The sequence below is a fragment of the Microcoleus sp. Z1_B2 genome, assembly GCF_036700325.1.
Lineage (GTDB): Bacteria > Cyanobacteriota > Cyanobacteriia > Cyanobacteriales > Microcoleaceae > Microcoleus.
In genome coordinates this window covers 1-18391 of record NZ_JAUBOQ010000065.1, presented here as the reverse complement: position 1 = coordinate 18391, position 18391 = coordinate 1, and the positions used below count along the sequence as shown (strand labels likewise).

The 18391-nt window shown below is 45.8% G+C and carries 21 protein-coding genes; 12 read left to right on the top strand and 9 right to left on the bottom strand.

All coding sequences use genetic code 11. The features are described from left to right. Nucleotides 1–433 precede the first annotated feature (433 nt). Nucleotides 434–1201 carry a twin-arginine translocase subunit TatC gene (gene tatC / locus QT984_RS26925; RefSeq protein ID WP_333375320.1) on the top strand — a complete coding sequence of 256 codons (768 nt, stop codon included), beginning with the start codon at nt 434–436 and terminating at the stop codon, nt 1199–1201. A 256-nt stretch (nt 1202–1457) separates the two neighbouring features. Here the strand turns inward: tatC and QT984_RS26920 are convergent, their stop codons facing one another. Beyond that, the gene (locus tag QT984_RS26920; RefSeq protein ID WP_006631236.1) at nt 1458–1766 is read right to left on the bottom strand and encodes a carbon dioxide-concentrating mechanism protein CcmK; all 309 of its coding nucleotides are present in this window, start codon (nt 1764–1766) and stop codon (nt 1458–1460) included. 568 nt (nt 1767–2334) lie between these two features. Beyond that, on the bottom strand, nt 2335–2652 hold the full coding sequence (locus QT984_RS26915) for a DUF3067 family protein (RefSeq protein ID WP_333036983.1): 318 nt from the start codon (nt 2650–2652) through the stop codon (nt 2335–2337). Nucleotides 2653–2866: 214 nt separating this feature from the next. Here QT984_RS26915 and petC point away from each other — a divergent pair, with 214 nt between their 5' ends. The 7 genes from petC (at nt 2867) to QT984_RS26880 (ending at nt 8074) form a co-directional block, all read left to right on the top strand. After that, the gene (gene petC / locus QT984_RS26910) at nt 2867–3409 is read left to right on the top strand and encodes a cytochrome b6-f complex iron-sulfur subunit (RefSeq protein WP_333055285.1); all 543 of its coding nucleotides are present in this window, start codon (nt 2867–2869) and stop codon (nt 3407–3409) included. Nucleotides 3410–3567: 158 nt separating this feature from the next. Then, complete coding sequence (petA, locus tag QT984_RS26905; protein WP_333055287.1) at nt 3568–4557, top strand: cytochrome f; 990 nt, start codon at nt 3568–3570, stop codon at nt 4555–4557. Nucleotides 4558–4662: 105 nt separating this feature from the next. Further along, a complete protein-coding gene (locus QT984_RS26900; protein WP_333055289.1) occupies nt 4663–5514 on the top strand; it encodes an alpha/beta fold hydrolase in 852 nt (283 codons plus the stop codon). 159 nt (nt 5515–5673) lie between these two features. Next, nucleotides 5674–6117, top strand: a complete 444-nt coding sequence (gene psbQ / locus QT984_RS26895) for a photosystem II protein PsbQ (RefSeq protein ID WP_333055290.1) — start codon at nt 5674–5676, stop codon at nt 6115–6117. Nucleotides 6118–6219: 102 nt separating this feature from the next. Further along, entirely contained in the window at nt 6220–6369 is a 150-nt protein-coding gene (locus tag QT984_RS26890) for a hypothetical protein (protein WP_333273814.1), read from the top strand. A 43-nt stretch (nt 6370–6412) separates the two neighbouring features. Further along, nucleotides 6413–7540: an FAD-dependent oxidoreductase gene (locus QT984_RS26885; protein WP_333055291.1), complete on the top strand. Its 1128-nt coding sequence runs from the start codon at nt 6413–6415 to the stop codon at nt 7538–7540. 51 nt (nt 7541–7591) lie between these two features. Beyond that, the gene (locus tag QT984_RS26880) at nt 7592–8074 is read left to right on the top strand and encodes a hypothetical protein (protein WP_333055292.1); all 483 of its coding nucleotides are present in this window, start codon (nt 7592–7594) and stop codon (nt 8072–8074) included. Nucleotides 8075–8079: 5 nt separating this feature from the next. On the opposite strand, the gene QT984_RS26875 is transcribed toward QT984_RS26880, so the two are convergent. The 4 genes from QT984_RS26875 to QT984_RS26860 form a co-directional block, all read right to left on the bottom strand. Further along, nucleotides 8080–8427 carry a hypothetical protein gene (locus QT984_RS26875; protein ID WP_333055293.1) on the bottom strand — a complete coding sequence of 116 codons (348 nt, stop codon included), beginning with the start codon at nt 8425–8427 and terminating at the stop codon, nt 8080–8082. Next, nucleotides 8415–8984, bottom strand: a complete 570-nt coding sequence (locus QT984_RS26870; RefSeq protein ID WP_333055294.1) for a hypothetical protein — start codon at nt 8982–8984, stop codon at nt 8415–8417. The genes QT984_RS26875 and QT984_RS26870 overlap by 13 nt, the downstream gene beginning before the upstream one ends. A gap of 140 nt (nt 8985–9124) precedes the next feature. Continuing rightward, nucleotides 9125–9541, bottom strand: coding sequence for an NUDIX hydrolase (locus QT984_RS26865; RefSeq protein ID WP_333055295.1), 417 nt, complete (start codon nt 9539–9541; stop codon nt 9125–9127). A 390-nt stretch (nt 9542–9931) separates the two neighbouring features. Continuing rightward, nucleotides 9932–12562 (bottom strand): M1 family metallopeptidase, encoded by a 2631-nt coding sequence (locus QT984_RS26860; protein WP_333055367.1) that lies wholly within the window; start codon nt 12560–12562, stop codon nt 9932–9934. A gap of 225 nt (nt 12563–12787) precedes the next feature. On the opposite strand from QT984_RS26860, the gene QT984_RS26855 reads away from it, so the two are divergent. Both QT984_RS26855 and cas6 read left to right on the top strand, forming a co-directional pair. After that, nucleotides 12788–13870, top strand: coding sequence for a class I fructose-bisphosphate aldolase (locus tag QT984_RS26855; RefSeq protein ID WP_333055297.1), 1083 nt, complete (start codon nt 12788–12790; stop codon nt 13868–13870). 280 nt (nt 13871–14150) lie between these two features. Next, nucleotides 14151–15032: a CRISPR-associated endoribonuclease Cas6 gene (gene cas6 / locus QT984_RS26850; protein ID WP_333055298.1), complete on the top strand. Its 882-nt coding sequence runs from the start codon at nt 14151–14153 to the stop codon at nt 15030–15032. On the opposite strand, the gene QT984_RS26845 is transcribed toward cas6, so the two are convergent. Both QT984_RS26845 and QT984_RS26840 read right to left on the bottom strand, forming a co-directional pair. After that, nucleotides 15033–15359, bottom strand: coding sequence for an antibiotic biosynthesis monooxygenase (locus QT984_RS26845; protein WP_333055299.1), 327 nt, complete (start codon nt 15357–15359; stop codon nt 15033–15035). Between the two features lie 119 nt (nt 15360–15478). Continuing rightward, nucleotides 15479–16438, bottom strand: coding sequence for an Rpn family recombination-promoting nuclease/putative transposase (locus QT984_RS26840; RefSeq protein WP_333055300.1), 960 nt, complete (start codon nt 16436–16438; stop codon nt 15479–15481). A 170-nt stretch (nt 16439–16608) separates the two neighbouring features. Here QT984_RS26840 and QT984_RS26835 point away from each other — a divergent pair, with 170 nt between their 5' ends. Both QT984_RS26835 and QT984_RS26830 read left to right on the top strand, forming a co-directional pair. Then, on the top strand, nt 16609–17076 hold the full coding sequence (locus QT984_RS26835) for a response regulator (RefSeq protein ID WP_333055301.1): 468 nt from the start codon (nt 16609–16611) through the stop codon (nt 17074–17076). Nucleotides 17077–17176: 100 nt separating this feature from the next. Continuing rightward, nucleotides 17177–17470 (top strand): DUF2103 domain-containing protein, encoded by a 294-nt coding sequence (locus QT984_RS26830; protein ID WP_333055302.1) that lies wholly within the window; start codon nt 17177–17179, stop codon nt 17468–17470. On the opposite strand, the gene QT984_RS26825 is transcribed toward QT984_RS26830, so the two are convergent. Continuing rightward, a complete protein-coding gene (locus tag QT984_RS26825) occupies nt 17459–18085 on the bottom strand; it encodes a HEAT repeat domain-containing protein (RefSeq protein WP_333055303.1) in 627 nt (208 codons plus the stop codon). The genes QT984_RS26830 and QT984_RS26825 overlap by 12 nt on opposite strands. Nucleotides 18086–18391 lie beyond the last annotated feature (306 nt).

Genomic DNA, 18391 nt, shown 5'->3' with positions numbered 1-18391 from the left:
CATTGCACCCATCGCCGATGATTTAGAGGCTGTCAGTAACTTAGAAGACGAAGCAGTTAGCGAGGAAAATAGCATTGCACCCATCGCCGATGATTTAGAGGCTGTCAGTAACTTAGAAGACGAAGCAGTTAGCGAGGAAAATAGCATTGAACCCATCGCCGATGATTTAGTGGATGTCAGTAACTTAGAAGATCAAAAAGTTAGAGCTAAAAATAGCATTGCATCCATCGCCGATGATTTAGTGGATGTCAGTAACTTAGAAGACGAAGCAGTTAGCGAGGAAAATAGCATTGCCCCAATCGCCGATGATTTAGTGGATGTCAGTAACTTAGAAGATAAAAAAGTTAGAGCTAAAAATAGCATTGCATCCATCGCCGATGATTTCGAGGGTGTCAGTAACTTAGAAGACAAAGCAGTTATCCCGGAAAATAACATTGCACTAATCGCCGACAGTTTTCTGGGTTCCCGCAACCTAGAAAATGAATATCTCGATGAACTTCCCGACGAAGTTGAAATGTCTTTATTCGAGCATTTAGAAGAATTGCGTCAGCGACTTTTTTACTCGCTAATTGCAGTAGTAATCGCTGTAATCGGTTGCTTTTTCACAGTTAAACCTATCGTACAATTGCTAGAAGTACCGGCCGGGCCCGTCAAGTTTCTGCAACTAGCTCCCGGCGAGTATTTCTTTGTTTCTATTGAAGTAGCCGGATACAGCGGTTTGCTCATCGCCAGTCCGTTTATTTTTTACCAGATAGCGCTGTTTGTTCTCCCCGGCTTGACTCGCAAAGAACGCAGGTTGCTCGGGCCTGTGTTTTTCGGTTCGAGTTTCCTATTTTTGGGCGGGTTAGTCTTTGCTTACATCGCTCTGATTCCGGCGGCGCTCAACTTCTTTGTTAGCTATGGGGCGGATGTTGTAGAGCAGTTGTGGTCGATCGACAAATACTTTAAATTTGTGCTGCTGTTAATGTTCTGCACTGGCTTAGCTTTTCAAATCCCGATCGTCCTAGTATTGCTCGGTGTTTTGGGCATATTTTCTTCCAACCAAATGCTCTCCGGCTGGCGGTATGTAGTCTTGGGAGCGGCAGTTTTGGGAGCAGTGTTAACGCCTTCTACCGATCCTTTAACGCAAAGTCTTTTAGGAGGTGCGATCCTCGGCTTGTATTTGGGCGGGGTTGGTTTGGTAAAGCTTTTAGGGCGGTAAAAACTCCACCGAAAGATCGATCGACTCTCAGCAAAAAAATATAGAGACGCGATCGCCCGCGCCTCTATAATTACTAAAAGTTAAAATTCCACACCAAAGTTTTGTCAAAACTTTGACCCCGCGTAAAAGCAGGTAAAATCCCGCGACTTAAGGAGTGGAACACCCAAAATTTTAGACTAAGTTTCAAGCTCTCAGATTCAATACAAAAGTAAATCTAAAATCTAAAATCTAAAATCTAAAATCTAAAATCGACTGACTACATTCGGAACTGTTCGACTTCAGGAGTGTAGCCGATCGGCAAAACGTAATCCAGATTCTCGTGGGGACGAGCAATTATGTGATACGATAGCAACTTTCCGCCATCGACCTTTTTCACTGATTCAATTCCAGCAGCAACGGCTGCTTGCACTTCAGAGACATCTCCTCGCACTATAATTGTCCAGTAGGCGCGGGTTATTTTCTCATAGCGAACTAAAGTAACACGGGCTGCTTTCACCATTGAGTCCGCAACTTCTACTGCAGCGGGAAATCCTAAGACTTCAACCATTCCCAGTGCAACACCCATTACAACATTCTCCTAAATTTCACAAGATATCTGACACTCATTGTAGGTGAAATTGTTGACAGAAATTGGTTCGGATGATTTTGATAAGCATGAAGGACGATCGCCCAAAATTTAAAAAGCCCCTAAAAAGCCCCACAAGCTGTTGCGGCATTTAAATCCCACAGCAGGGCGCGCGCAGCAAAGCCCGCCACACAAGACTTTGAATCAAAACAACTGTGCAAATTAGATGCGCCACAGCTTAGTTTCTCACCAGCGGCAAGTCGTATGACAAGCTCGCCGATCGATTTTCGGGACTTTGGGCTCAACTCATCCAGCCGCGGCGCGACACAAAACTTTAGGGAACTCCCCCAGAGCCCGGCTGTGGAGTCAATCGATTGCGCGATTTTAGATTTTAGATTTTAGATTTTAGAATTGAAGCATTGACTTGCGCGAGATAAATACGTTCGGCAAGTTTCATCGGATACAGGTTTTTTATTTCTCGATCCTGAGTCTGCGCGTTGGAATGAATCACGTGGCGGGTATCCTGGATGATGAAGGTCAATCTCAAATCTAAAATCTACTGAGTGATTCAAAACTCGTCTAGCAACCACTCCGAGGCTCTTTCACCCAAATCTAGAGGAACGCTGACAGCTTTACCCAAGCGCGGGCGATCGCGAGTAGTTACGATATATTCTCTCACCTGTTCTGTACTCCCCCAGCCGTTGAGGTAATTGGCCACCGCATCCAAATGCTCAAAATAATCAGCCTCCGTCATCGGAAAAGATGCCTGTTCTAGATATTTCCACATAACTTGCACAAAAATCTTGCCCCGCGTTCGCCGCAATCTGATATCGTAAGACTTTCCCCATTTTTCTAGCAGTAGCTGGTGTAAATCCTGGCCCGTCATGGTTGCTCCTGAGTTAATCCATTAAACAATAAAAGACAAAGTTCAAAAAATGTAATAATACTCTAATAAAGGCTGGAAGGCGCATTCTTAAAAGGAATTTTCGTTGCCTAAAATTTGTGCGAGCAGATTAACGGCAATTATCCCAGTTGTCTGCACGTAAAGGTTCGCGCTCCAGCTAACAAACAAACGTAACTTAAAACCGTAAAGGCAGGTCATGGCTCAATCTTCTGCTGGAAATCCCGATGTCCCCGATATGGGGCGTCGCCAATTTATGAATTTGCTGACGTTCGGTACAGTCACAGGTGTGGCACTGGGCGCACTCTATCCCGTTGTCCAATATTTTGTTCCTCCAGCGAGTGGGGCAGTTGGTGGCGGAGTGACAGCTAAAGATGCTTTGGGTAACGACATCATCGTTAGCGAATATTTGGCTTCGCACCCTGCGGGCGATCGCAGCTTAGCCCAAGGTCTCAAAGGCGACCCCACCTATGTTGTGGTGAAAGAAGACTTATCTATCGCCGACTACGGCATCAATGCAGTCTGCACTCACTTGGGTTGCGTCGTGCCTTGGAATGTTAGCGAAAACAAGTTTATCTGTCCTTGCCACGGTTCTCAATACAACAATGAGGGCAAAGTGGTGCGCGGCCCCGCGCCTTTGTCTCTGGCCCTGGCCCACGCCACTGTCGCAGATGACAAAATCGCTTTTACAACTTGGACAGAAACTGATTTCCGCACCGGCGAAGCACCTTGGTGGTCTTAAACAATTTTGGATTTTAGATTTTAGATTTTAGATTGGGGTCAGCGGTGAAAATCCAAGATAATTGCATCCCTAAAACAGTCTAATAATCCGAAATCCAAAATCCAAAATTCAAAATCTAAAATTCACGCATTGTCTGACCTTTGAGATTGAATACTCTAATGCCACAAACTAATTTATCTGCGATATTTCGCCGCAGTGCCAGGACGATCGCGAAAACAGCCTTAATTGCGATCGCAGCCGCAGGATTTTTCCTAACCAGCGACATCGCACTTCCCCAAGCAGCATTTGCTTACCCTTTCTGGGCACAGCAAACAGCACCCGCTACTCCCCGCGAAGCAACAGGTCGCATTGTTTGCGCTAACTGTCACCTCGGTGCAAAACCGACTCAAGTTGAAGTACCGCAATCTGTTTTGCCTGACACTGTTTTTGAAGCTATTGTCAAGATTCCCTACGATACTAGCGTGCAACAAGTTGTCGGCGACGGCAGCAAAGGTGGCTTGAATGTCGGCGCAGTTGTGATGTTGCCCGAAGGTTTCAAGATTGCTCCCGCTGACAGAATTCCCGAAGAAATGAAGGAAAAAGTCGGCGATCTTTACTTCCAACCTTACAGCGAAACCCAAGAAAATATTGTTTTAGTCGGCCCAGTACCGGGAGAACAGTACAAAGAATTGGTATTCCCAGTTTTGTCGCCGAATCCGGCAACTGACAAGTCCGTTCACTACGGCAAATACCAAATTTATGTGGGTGGCAACCGCGGCCGCGGTCAGGTTTATCCTACTGGCGAAAAGAGCAATAATACAGTTTACAATGCTTCGGTAGCTGGCAGCATTTCTAAGATTGCTCAACCGGAAGCTGGCGGTTATGAAGTGACCATTCAACCTGCAGAAGGTGCAGCCGTTGTTGATACGATTCCCGCAGGCCCAGAACTGATTGTTACCGAAGGACAAACAGTTGCAGCAGGCGAACTTTTGACGAACAATCCTAATGTGGGCGGCTTCGGTCAAAAAGACGTGGAGATCGTGCTGCAAAGTGCCGATCGCGTTAAAGGATTGATGGCTTTCGTAGCTTTGACCATGCTGGCTCAAATTATGCTGGTTCTCAAGAAGAAACAGGTCGAAAAAGTTCAAGCTGCTGAAATGAATTTCTAAACGCGGCTGTAATTAGTTGGGTAAGGTACTATGTGCACACCCAACTATTAGGTAAGTAGGGCGGGGAATCCCCGCCTTATTGTTTGATAAATAACCAGTAAAATAATGTCAATTGATGAGAAAATAGTTGAAGTAGGCCCGCTGCAATGGTTTTATCGGGAAACAAATCCGGTTAACGAAACTGGTAAACCCCCCGTACTGCTGCTGCACGGTTTGCCGTCCCAGAGTTTTACCTGGACTGTAATGATGCCGGATTTGGCGGCAAGCGGATTTAGATCGATCGCCCCAGATTGGGTGGGTTACGGGCGATCGACAAAACCAGACAAGCGCGACTTTGCCTACACTCCCGATGCTTTTGTTGACGCCCTCACAGGCTTTATTCAAGCTCTAGAATTAGACCGATTTTACCTCGTTGTCCAAGGATTTTTAGCTTCAGCCGGCATTCAATACGCTTTACGCAATCCCGATAAAATTGAGCGTCTAGCCGTTATCAATACACCAGTTTCAGGAAATATAAAATTGCCTTGGAAAATGCAGCAGTTGGGGCTGCCTTTTATTGGCGACATGATGACGCAAGACCCGCTTTTGGTTGACAGAACTCTCGAAGGTGGCAGCGGTCAGACAATATCAGACAAAGATTTAGATGTTTACCGCCGCCCGTTTTTGAAGAGTTCGGATGCAGGTCGATCGCTGATGAATACAGTCCGCAATATTCAATTGCCGCAGTCAATGGCAGAAATTGAATCCGGCTTGAAAGGATGGACTAGACCAACTTTATTTGTCTGGGGTTTGACAGATCCTTGGCTGAGTGTTGAACCTGCTAAAAAGCTAGTCGGTTCCCTGCAAAATGCAGAGTTAGTCACACTGGAACAAGCGGGGCATTATCCTCAAGAACATTGGTCAGAAAAAGTTGGCGATGCTGTGATCACTTTTCTGCGCCGCCAGGAGGTAAAATAATATTTTGTACATAACTCTCGGTGCTGGGTCAGCGAAGCAGAGCCAAAGCATCTGCGTTTTCAGGCAGAGCCTTGGAACGAACACGAGCAACCCCGTACCCGCCCTGTGCCCGCTCGCAACGAGCAATCTAAAATCTAAAATCTAAAATCTAAAATCGACATGACTCGTCCCCGTTCAATTTTTGCCTTGATGATGGCGTTTTTGATGGCATTTCTGGTTAGTTGCAGCAGTGTCGAAGCAAAAGTTCCAACGACTTACACAGCAGCGCAAATCCAGCAAATAGAGCGCTATGTTCCTACCCTGACAGATTTCCGATCGCGCATGGACAAATTGGGCACCCTAATTCAAAAACGGAATTGGGTTGATACCAGAACTTACATTCACGGGCCTCTAGGCGACTTGCGGAACACCATGAAAACCGTTTCTGCGAGTTTGTTGCCTAGTTCTCAACAACAAGCTGTTGATTTGACCAAGAGTTTGTTTGCCGATTTGGTTAACATCGATCTTGCTGCTAAAGACCTTGACTATGCAAAAGTCACGGCCAGCTATCAAAAAGCTGTCAGTGATTTCGATGCCTTCTTGCAGTTAATTCCTAAAGCTTAATTAGCCTTAACTCACATCTGGCATCCAGAACAGGCAAGATGCCTGTTCCACAAAGAAACAATCAGTTTTCTTGTGCGGGTATCATTCTCAAGAACAGGCAAGATGTCTGTTCCACAAAGAAACAATCAGTTTTCTTGTGCGGGTATCATTCTCAAGAACAGGCAAGATGCCTGTTCCACAAAAAAACAATCAGTTTTCTTGTGGGGCGGGCATCTTGCCCGTCCGAAACAGGTTTATATGGACAAAACCTAGGAAGCAGTTAATCTAAAATCTAAAATCTAAAATCTAAAATTGAATGGTTCGTGTTGCAATTATTGGTTGCGGTATTGTTGGGGCTTCGATCGCCTTTGAACTAAGTCAATTTCCCGAACTGAAAGTTACTGTGTTCGACAAACAGCCGCCTGCTGAAGGTTCTACTGGCGCGGCACTCGGTGTTTTGATGGGAGTTATCAGCCACAAAACTAAGGGCAGAAATTGGCAGTTGAGGGAAACCAGCCTTCAGCGCTACGAAACTTTGATTCCAGAATTGGAAGCAGTTACGGGGCGAAAAATTCCTTTTAACAAACAAGGAATTTTAATGCTGTGTTCGGAGGGAGAGGATTTAAGTAAATGGGAAAAATTGATAGGAACTCGCGAGTCTCAAGGTTGGCAATTGGAACTTTGGGATCGGGAACGAGTGCGCGATCGCTGCCCTCATCTTGCTGTAAAGGATAACATTATTGCTGCGATTTATTCGCCTCAAGACCGGCAAGTCGATCCGACGGCGCTAACTTTGGCTTTGGTTGAGGCTGCTAAACTCAAAGGAGTTAATTTTGAGTTTGGAGTGGAAGTTCAAGGCATTACTGAGTTGGATTCTCAGGTGTCTGAGATTCAACTCCCATCTTCCATTACTGTCAATAAGTCTTGTGGAACAGGCATCTTGCCTGTTGCTGAAAATTTCGATCGACTAATTGTGGCGGCTGGTTTGGGTTCTGCTGCTGTGACTGCATCGTTAAATCAGTTGGTTGACATTCGCCCGGTGTTGGGACAAGCGCTGCATTTGCTGACGCCCAATCCTGTAGGAAACCCAGATTTTAGCCCGGTAATTTCTTGCGATGACGTTCACATTGTGCCTGTGGAAAATCAGGAATATTGGGTGGGGGCGACGGTGGAGTTTTCCGAAAATGGCGGGGAAATTCAGGCGAATGCTGATATGTTGGCGCAAGTGATGGCGAGGGCGATCGCACTTTGTCCGGCCTTAGCATTCGCCTCAATCATCAGGAAATGGTCAGGATTGCGCCCGCGGCCGGAAGGGCGACCGGCCCCAATTATCGAGACGCTTCCCGGTAACGATCGCGTTCTCATCGCCAGCGGCCACTATCGCAACGGTGTTCTGCTGGCCCCTGCAACAGCGCGATCGATTCGAGAAATGATTTTGCAATAATTAACAAATGTTAATATAATCAAGATAGCAATTCATATCTTACATCTAAATATGTCCGACAAACCTTTAGGTAAACCGCGCTCTTTGTGGCGAGTAATTTTGCTGTCTGGAGTCAGCTTGCTGCTATATTACGGATGGTACAAATGGATTATTCAAGAAGAATTGCGTCGCTATAACGGCAGCGGTTGGTCGGGAACCCTTTGCTTGCTTCCCTTTGTTTTAGGAGTAGCCGTCCCCCAAGCTTTGCGAATATTCGACCCTGACGTTCCCGGATGGTTTGGTTGGTTTTCCTTGCTGGGTATTGCTTGGATTTACATCGTGCAGTTCAAACTTTACAAGACAGTTAACGAATTGTACCGCCAAGAAGGAATCAAAGAACCGCTAACAGTTTGGTGGATTTTTGTACCAGGTTTAAATTTAGTTGTCGGCTTGCGGCAAATTCACTTTTTGAGCCAGTTTTGGGCGAGAAAACAGGGAATTGAAGTTAAGGATAACTTAGCCGAAAGTATTCCTTTTCTGTCAGCTAACGCTTAAATAAATTAAGCTCCAATCGCTTGACGCTGCGAGTAAATTTCTTCTATAAGCAGGTCACGCAGTTCATCCGCAATGTCCGTGGGAGGGTTGCCTGCGAGGGCGCGTCCAATCAGCCGTTCTGCTTGCCGGAGTTGGGCACACTCAATGGCAAGTACGGCGGCGCTCCGATGCAGTATAGAACGAGTAGGCTCAAAATCCCACTCGTTTGCTACTAAATCCGCTGCCGCCCGTTCTTTCGCAAAGGCGGCTCTGGTGAGTGCAGTCACTTGGTCGATATCACCGCACTGACGGGCGAAAACTGCTCGATCGACCAGTTCCATTGCTTCATGGTGAAGGGCTTCTACGGTCTGCATTTTTTGACGATCCGTGCTTTGGGAGTACCGAACTCAATTACAGATACATAGCCAGGAGCTACGTCATCTGAAGGGCGGATTTGTTCTAATTTTATGTTAACTCTGGCTTGAATAATGCTGTCAGAACCTTTACGAATGCCGGAGACTTCTAAGCGGGCTTTGCGCTGAAATAGCGTGCCTGGATCTTCGAGCGAACCCAGCCAAAAGTCAAAACCTAACCCTTTACCTTTGACAGAACGTTCGATGATGGTGAGTCCAGTGAGGTGAGGCATGATCAACGCCGCGATACCGTAGGCTCCATATTCAGTGGCAACTTCTCGATCGGCATTGAAGCGACGGATGGTATCATCGATCGCATCCCATTGAATTTGGATTTCACAGGGTTGAATCCCCTCGATTGTCAGCTTCACAGGGATAGAGTGTCCTCCATCGTCGAGGCAAACGGCGGCGGCATCTGCACAGATGGCTCCGAAGGTGAGTGACCAGCCTGGACGTTCGGGCTTGTTCTCGCGCAGGTCATTGAGGGAGAGAATTTTAATCGGGTTAAGGTGGGTCATCAGAGGAGATGGCTCCGGGCGATCGCATCTCCAGAATCATAAAGCATATAGTCTTCAGTCATTTTGTTCTTTTAGCGGGTTCACCCGAATTTATGGTTGAAAACCAAAGTATTGGTAAACCCGCTCTTACCGATGACTCTTCACCAGAACCGATTCGGCAAATCCGCCAAAATGAGTTTGAGTTCCGGTTCATTAACCCGCTTAATTGCTTTAGGAATACTTACCCACTGCCGCTTTCTCTTGCTAGCTTCCGGCCAAATTTCTAGAACTGCTTGCACTTGCATTAAAAATACTTCTACCTGACAAGTATAGCCGGACTTTTGATACTCGTAAGTTCCCAGCAAATCCGGGAAGACTTTACCCAACAAACCTGCTTCTTCCCAAGCTTCCTTGGCAGCAGAATCTTGGGGAGTCATGTCAGGTTCAATTAATCCTTTGGGAATCACCCAGCGCTTGCTAGCAGAAGAAGTAATCAGCATTACTTCTATTTGTCCGTCTTGAATGCGATAGGGAATTACCCCCGATTGATCGACCAGTAAAGCGATTTTTATACTCATGATTTCTGCAATATTTCTGGCTGCAAAATCTGCTGCAACTTGATTGACATAGGACTAAAGAAACCGGGTTTTTTGCCGACTCTCCGGGCTACAGCGCAGGATTTTCGTAAAAAACCCGGTTTCTCGCCACCCGTGCATAACTCCGATTAATAGCTGCCAACTAAACAATAAAAACTGCACGCCTGATTTTCTACACTTCCCAAGTTGAGACAGCAATAAATTGGATAATAAACATATTTGGCTTTTCCTGTCTGTCGAAAATAGGAAATTCCCCTGCACTCCCACTGAACAATAATATTATTATAATAAATTCGCCAAATCCTCTACCGACAAGCAGATAAAAGCCGATCGCCAATATCTGCCTTTATCTGCGTCGGTAGGATTTTACGCCTAATCTTTCTTCGCCTTAGCCTCCAAATTTTCCATCCGACTCCTCAAATCTTGATTCTCCTTTTTCACCTGGTCTAATTCCTCCCGCAACTGCTTTACCGCTGCATCAGAACCAGCATTTTTCTGCACTCTTTGCACAGCTTCATCAGCCATGCGGCGGACGCGGCCATCGGGAGTTTGGTCAGCTAAAGAACGCAAAATGCGAATTGCTTTGCGAGTTTGCATTTGTCCCAATCCCACTACTACAGAGACTTGAGTCAAGAAAAACGTCTCTTTAGATAATTCTGCCAATCGCTGCAAAATCCGTTCTAAATTGACCTTCGTTTGACCAGTCGAAATTGTGCCCAAAGAGCGAATTGCAGCCAAGCGCAAAGCTTGCGGAGTACCGGCGGCTGTGTATTTCAAAATTAAATTCAGCGCATCTTCAGAAGTTTTCATCTGCGCCAAACCGGATATCGCACCCGATCGCACTACCTCATTCCACCCCTGACGCTCTTTGAGCACCAATTTTAACTCTTTGAGTACCTGTTCGTCGGTTGGTTTTTCGTCGGGGTTAGCTGCTGAGATTCCGCCAATAGCAGTCGCTGCTGCTGCTTCTACATAATAGCTGTCGTCCCCTTTTTCGACGATCGATCTCAGCGCTTTATAAGTTTCGTGAGTTTGAATTTTACCCAGCGCATTCACCACAGCGCGACGAACACGAGCATCTTTATCTTTTAAACCACTTACTAAACCTTCAAAAACTTGGTCGAGTTTAATTTCAACTAACTGACCGGCAACTTCTGCCCGTACTGCCCAGAACGGCTCTTTCTTGAGAACTTCTGACAGCGTTTTCACAGCTTCTAGCCCTCCCTTCTTCGCCAAAGCTTGGGCAGCGTAAATCCGGGAAACCGGGTCTGGATCGAACTGCAACTGAGCTTTTAGTTCCGCAACTCCATACTCTAACACAACTGTTTTTAAGTATTTATTGCCGACATCAAAACTGATATATGCAGGCTTCTGTTCTAGGGGGAAATAGAAGCTTTGCTCGCGCTCATGCACTCGGACTGTGAAAGTTTTTAGGTTCGGGGTTGAACGTGCCCAACTGTCATCGTCTGCTTCTTTTTCTGGCTTGTAACCGAAGCCGATCGGGATTTTTAGGTCAAAGACATCTTTGCTGTTGCTGTTGCCATTCTTGCTATCTTTTACCTGAGTTTGGGTGACAGTAACTTTTGCTAACTTGCTGTCGCCATCCCAGGAATAAGCAACTTTATAATCGGGATGACCGCCGCGATAAACGTACTGGTCAAACAAAAACATGAGATTGCGACCGGTAGCCTTTTCTATCGCCCTGAGCAAATCGATGGTTTCTACAGTTTTGTGAGCGTTATCCCGCACAAAAGTGTGAATTGCTTTGTAAAATAATTCGTCGCCCAACTCGGCGCGAATCATGTGATAGACGCAAGCGCCTTTTTCGTACAAATGGCGATCGTACAATTCGATTGCTTCGCGGTAAACGTGAGTAACAATGGGGCGGCGGTAGCGGGAACTATCTTCAGCTAAATAATTGCGGGCTTCATTTAGCATATAGTAAGCCGCGTCTTCTTTGCCATATTCTTTGTCAGTCCACAGCACCTCGGAATAAGAAGCCATGCCTTCTTTCAGCCAAGCGTGAGACCAATGTTTAATTACTACTAAATCGCCGAACCACTGGTGAGCTAGTTCGTGGGCGACTAAGCTTTCAGTACCGCGATTGTCGAGGGCGGCGCGTTCGTCTAACAAGCACCTATCTGTCAGCAAAGTTGTGGAAGTATTTTCCATACCGCCGAAGATAAAATCATCGACGCAGACTTGAGCGTATTTGGGAAAAGGGTAAGGATAGCCAAATGCTTGAGAGAAGAATTCAATCATTTGAGGCGTTTTGCCCATGCTGCGCTTAGCGTCTGCTTCGCGGCTCCTTTCCACGTAATAATTAACTGGTTTGCCGTTCCATTCGTCTTTAATTTCGGCAAAATCTCCGACTGCTAAGGTCATTAAGTACGTCGGGTGTACCTGGGTTTGGGACCAGTGATAAATTTTATCGTCGCCTTCGTTTTTTGTACTAATTAATTCGCCGTTGGAAATAGCAAAAAGTTGTCTCGGCACTTGCACTCGAATTTCCGAAGTTGCCAACTGTCCGGGATAGTCGAAACAGGGAAACCAGAAACGGGAATCTTCGTCTTCGCCTTGAGTCCAAACTTGAGTAGGTTTGTCTGGATAGTGTTTGTCCGGGCCGACGAAATAAAGGCCACGTTGGGGTTTTTCGACCCAGTAGTCGATCGCAATTGTAATTGGTTGGTAAGCTTCTGTTGGTTCGTGTAGTTGAATTTGCAGCACTTCGCCATCGCTGTCGAAATTTTGCTCAATTTCGCCGACTTTTACTGATTTAATATTCAGGTTGACAGCATCTAAGGTTAATTTGTCAATACCGCTGCGGACTGGATTGATGCGGATGCTGCAAGTGCCACGAAAGCTTTGTTTGGGAATATTCAGCACTAAGTCGAGGAAAATATGCTCTACTTGACCAGGGCGATCCGGATTGTAATGCGGCCGAGCACCGGGCATCTCAAAGGATTTGTGAGCGTTTTCAGAATCGAAGTAAGTATTTGACATTGTGATGGCAAAGTTGTGAGTCGAGCGGCGATCGCTGGCAGCGCCGATCCGGCTGAACTGCCAGCTTATTATAGAGTAGCGCGTCCTAGCTGCTGTTGTCGCTAATTTGTTAAAAACTGGGTCTATCGTTGAGGGGATGGAAAATATGATTTTTTCGTTACAATAGTCAGCAAGGTTAATGTCTGCAATCATCAGCCTGTAATTGAAATTCAGAGGGAAATCTGTATGACAGCTACACTATCAGTTCCCAATTCCATCGAGTCTTGGCTGGGCGACGAAGCCGAAGACTTGCTCACCCATCAAGCAAAAGTTCCTAAAGATTTGTTGCACCTGCCGGGCCCGGATTGGGTCGATCGCATTTTTGCTCAAACCGATCGATCTCCTCAAGTTTTGCGATCGCTTCAGCAACTCTATTCTAGCGGACGCTTGGCGAATACCGGCTATTTATCCATCCTGCCAGTAGACCAAGGAATCGAACACTCTGCCGCCGCTTCTTTTGCACCGAATCCCATTTATTTTGACAGCGAAAACATCATCAAACTAGCAATCTCTGCTGGCTGCAATGCTGTCGCGACAACCCTGGGAGTTTTGGGAAGCGTATCTCGTAAATACGCGCACAAAATCCCTTTCATTGTCAAGCTCAATCACAACGAATTGCTAACTTATCCCAATCAATTCGACCAAATAATGTTTGCTTCAGTGGAGCAAGCTTGGAATTTGGGAGCAACAGCAGTCGGAGCCACAATTTATTTTGGTTCCCCGGAATCTACGCGACAAATCCAAGAAGTCAGTCAAGCTTTTGCTCACGCTCACGAATACGGCATGGCGACAATTCTGTGGTGCTACCTCCGCAACGATATCTTTAAACAAGACAAAGATTATCACGTTGCAGCCGATTTAACCGGGCAAGCAAATCACTTGGGAGTGACAATTCAAGCTGACATTATCAAGCAGAAATTGCCCGAATGCAACAACGGTTACGAAGCTGTTGCTAAAGCAAGCGACAAGACTTACGGCAAAACCGACAAGCGCGTTTATTCGGATTTGACAACGGATCACCCGATCGATCTAACTCGCTATCAAGTGCTCAACTGTTATGCGGGAAGGATGGGTTTAATTAACTCCGGCGGTGCTTCCGGTAAAAGCGATTTTGCAGAAGCAATTCGCACGGCGGTAATTAACAAGCGGGCTGGCGGCTGCGGCTTAATTTCCGGTCGCAAAACTTTTCAGCGTCCCTTTGAAGAAGGCGTAAAATTGTTCCACGCCATTCAAGATGTTTATTTGTCGCCTGAAATCTCGATCGCCTAAAAATTTCCCGCACTCAATATCACCACCTAAACCTAGGGTGCACTAGGCGTACAAATCCCCCTCAACGTAAGGTGCAGAGTGTGCACCTTACGTGATTAAAATTCTTTAATCTAAGGATCGCGAATTAAATAACTTACAATTTTAATTGTTATTGTGGGATGGGCGGGACGCCCATCCCACAAACTTGTGGAAGTTATTTAATTCTCATTCCTAAGTGCCAACTTAGCTGTAATATTAATACGAGCTGAAAATATATAGAGACACAGTATAGAATTTAAAAATGCCGCACAGCCTTGTTTTAAACCTGCTGCCAGTTGCACCAATTCCATCCCAGTTTTTAACGGGGCGACATCTCCACGCTTTGTTTTTGAATCTTGTGAGTGCTGTAGACAGCGATTTGAGCGCGTACCTGCACGATCAATCTCATGAAAAAGCTTTCACTTTAAGCCCTTTTCAAGTAAGCAGAAAAGAGGCTTACAAAAGCAGCACGCCCCAGCCACAAAAGAGAGTTTTGCCTCCGGCTTCCCGCACAATATCTCCGGCCCTACAGTGGGAACACAAGCAAGCTATTCAGGAAAATACGCCGATTTGGTGGCGAATTTCTCTGCTGGATGACGGTTTGTTCGATCGCCTAACTCAACTTTGGCAGCAACTTAATTTCGCTCGCCCCTGGCATCTGGGCCCGACAAATATATACATTACTAATATTTTGAGGGAACCGCAATCCAACCAGCCGTGGGTAAACTTTTGTAGTTACACCGAATTGTTCGAGAGAGCTTCGGAAACTGAGCGCCAAATAGCTTTTAGTTTTTGCACTCCTACTAATTTTCGGCAAGGTGTCTACGATAGTGCTATGCCCACTCGTGAGAGTATTTTTGGCAGTTTAGCGAATCGCTGGAACAAGTACAGCCGGATGGCGATCGAACCTACTTTCACAGAAGCTATTTTTCCCAGTTTCTTCGATATCAGAACAGAAGTTAGTACGGATTCTCGCAGTAAATTTATTGGCTGCGTCGGCGATATTAGTTACCGAATTATGGGAGATATAGCTCCTGCTACTATCAAGCAAATTAACACTTTAGCAGATTTTGCGCTTTACAGCGGAGTCGGGCGAAAGACGCCGATGGGCATGGGAATGACGCGCCGATTGCAGGTTTTTTAATCATTCACTTTTTGGCTGAATTTCACTAACAATTTCATAAACATCAGTGTCTGGTATTTTCGCAAACAAAGGCGCCATCTGCTTCAATATTTCCTGATAAGCTTCGCTTTGATTGGCTGCCATATCTTCTACGCTTTCCCAAAAAATGATGGCAATACCTTTGTCTGTATTGGGCAATTGCAGCAGGTATGCTCCCTTAAAACCTGTGGCATAAGTTGCAACGGCTTTTTCAAAAAGTTGCTCTGCAGCTTCAAATTTTCCTGGTTTAAATTCGCCAATGGCAACGTAGGCAAACTGATGTCGGAGAAAGTCTAGAAATTCTGACATATCTTTTTCCTCACTTAATAGCGATACACTAAGTTATATTTTACCCGATCGCCCGAAATTTGTGAATATCGCTGTTTATAAGTAGATCGACCTAAAAAAACCTCACAGCGCTCTCTCTCTTATTCTGCTCTATCCAACCAAACCATTAAATCGGATAAACTAGAAAATCCGACTACCTCCTCCACCAAACTCTCTAATTGCTCAACCGATAATTCCCCAATCCGCGAAACTACATCGGGATTTACGGCTCCTACACGTCGCTCCAGCAGACGCAGAATTAATGCTCTTTGGCCTGCTCTAATCCCTTCTTGCATCCCTGCTTGACGGCCTTCTTGCATCAATTGAGCCCTAGCTCGCTCCAAACCTTCTTCTATACCTCTAGAAACTATTCCCCGCTGTTCTTCGATCGCCGCTTCTTGGGCTTCCATATCCTGGAACTCTTTCAAGCTTAAGTTAGCTTCATTGGCAATTTGAAAAGCTTTTTCTAGTTCTGGAACTGTTTCCATTGTGGCTGGGATTGTTTCTAGATCGGGAGTGTGCTTCATAAAATAAATCCATTTATCAGTCAAACTTGTGAGTTCATCTAACTCTTTTTTGAACTTCGGCAATTCCACAAAAAACATTTCAACTTGGAGATGGGGATAATCAAATAGTTTCTCTTTTTCCTTGAACACAAAATGAGAAATAACATCAGGTTGTTCTTTAAACATTTCAAAATCAGTGATCGTCAAAGCAATTACTGGTTTTAATCTAGGATAACCTTCTCTGATTTTGAGTTGGTTGGCATAGGTTTTGGCTAGGTTGTAGACGACTCGTTTTTCAAAAGCGGCTACATTCAGAACTTGCATTTCAATAATTACCGTCTTGTTGCCCGTAATTCGAGCTTTGACATCCAAATAACTATCTTTGAGTCCGCTAACGGTAGCAGCCGAGTAAGGGTCAATAATTTGCAAGTCTTGGATGATTGGCTCACCGGCGTAAATTAGAGCATTTAAGAAGCTGATGAGGATGTCTTGGCTGTCGGTGGAACCAAAGATTTTTTTGAAGGCAAAGTCTGTTTTAGGGCTGATAAATTTCATGATATTTTTCCCGAACTGTTTTATTGATTTATGAAAAATTTTGAGCTAGTGCGATCGCTTCGGGGCTGCGAAAACTGGGTAGCTGCAATAGCCCACTTGAATTTAGGAAAATACGGGTGATATAAATTTAACATACAAGTAAAAATAAAACCAACATAAAAGTAACAAAAATGACCAAAATATTAGTAATTGAAGACAATAACTTAATTCGAGAAACCGTATTAGAACTTCTGCAATCGCGCGGTTTTGAAGCTGTGGGTGCTGAAAATGGAAAAGTCGGTATCGAGTTAGCAGCCCAAATTCCAGATTTAATTTTGTCAGATGTCATGATGCCAGAGCTAAACGGTTTTGAAGTATTCGCAGCCGTGCGATCGCACCCTGCAACCGCCAGCATTCCGTTTATTTTTATGACAGCCTCCGAAATGGAAAAAGCCCTGGAACTCAAAGCAGACGGCTATCTCCAGAAACCTTGCAGCCTAGCAGAAATGCTCGCGGCGATCGCCACTCAACTAGAAAAACCGACAGTTAGCAACCCACAACATCAAAAAGTACAGGACAATTCTGCACCATCAAATCTCAGCTTGCGCGCCAGCCATCAAAAATCTCGGTTTGAGATTGCCTCGGTTTGCTCGCAATAACACGCACAGTAACGTTATTGATACATAAGTTGAGGGAATTTCAAATTGGTTCCCCCCAGGGGTGGCTTAGACTGGGTATGTTGAATTTGGTTAAATATTTATGAACGCACAACCCAAAGGCCGCCTAGTTTGGAATCACTCTACCCACCTTCCCGGTTTGATACCAATTTTAGAGCGCCTCACCCTAAAAATGGGCATTCAAACAGTCACTCCCGGCGTCATCAACAAAGTTAAAGGACACATCCCCCGCATGACATTAAGAGTGTCAGTACCCATCCGCGGGGGATTTAAAATCATCGCCAGACAGGGCAAAACCGTACAAGAAGTCTTTATATTAACCACTCTCACTCAAGGGGACTTGGAAGAGACGATCGCCCAAACCCTACCCAAGTGACAATTTTTCCTTAGCAAGCAAAGCCCGAGCCCTAACTGAAGTAGTTTCATCGCTTTGGGTGATTTCCTCAAGTCGGGCCGAAACTTCCGCTAACCAATCCGGTTTAACAGTCGCAGCACCCGCCAAAGCTTGCAAACCCCCCGCTGCTGCGTAGCGCACCACCCATTCTGGATCTCGGGACGCTTGCAGTAGCGTTTTCACAGCGCGAAGTTGAGCATCTGCAATTTGTTCTGCCGGCATCAATTCCCAGCAAATCGTCCCCAAACCCCTAACCGCCGCCCGCCGCACGCTCAAAGCAAAGTCATTCGCCGCTGCATCGAGCAAAATCTCCAAACCCCTGGGGTCGCCAATTCCCGCCAAAGCCCGAACAGCCCAAGCTCTCGCCCCGTAATTGTAGCCGTCAAGCTGTTCTAGAAGCGGCAGCACCGCAGCTTCTCCGAGTTGAATCAGCCCGTCAACGGCGGCAACAGCGGCGCCTGGGTTGTTGTAACCGAGGACTGTAATTAAGGTAGGAATTGCTTGTGTTGAGGGAGTCGCCGCCAGTGCTTTGACGGAGTTTAACAAGCCTTCGGAAGAATCTGCTTTTTCGACAGCCTGAATTAGTTCTAATGCCATTTATTTGTAAGCTTTACCGTGACTATTGTAATTGTAGGTTGGGTCGTAAATTTTTGACCCCACCCCAACCCTCCCCTTATCAAGGGGAGGGAGTAAGAAATTTACAAATGATTTAGGATGGCTATATTGTAATTGTAGGTTGGGTCGATCGCGCGATCGAACTTTTTGCAGCGTGCGTGAGGCGCGGCGATCGACTTGAAAAGCTTACCCTGCTCGAAGTAGGACAGTCTTAGGAATGAGAATTAAATAACTTCCACAAGATTGTGGGATGGGCGTCCCGCCCGTCCAAAAAGGAAGGGCGGGACG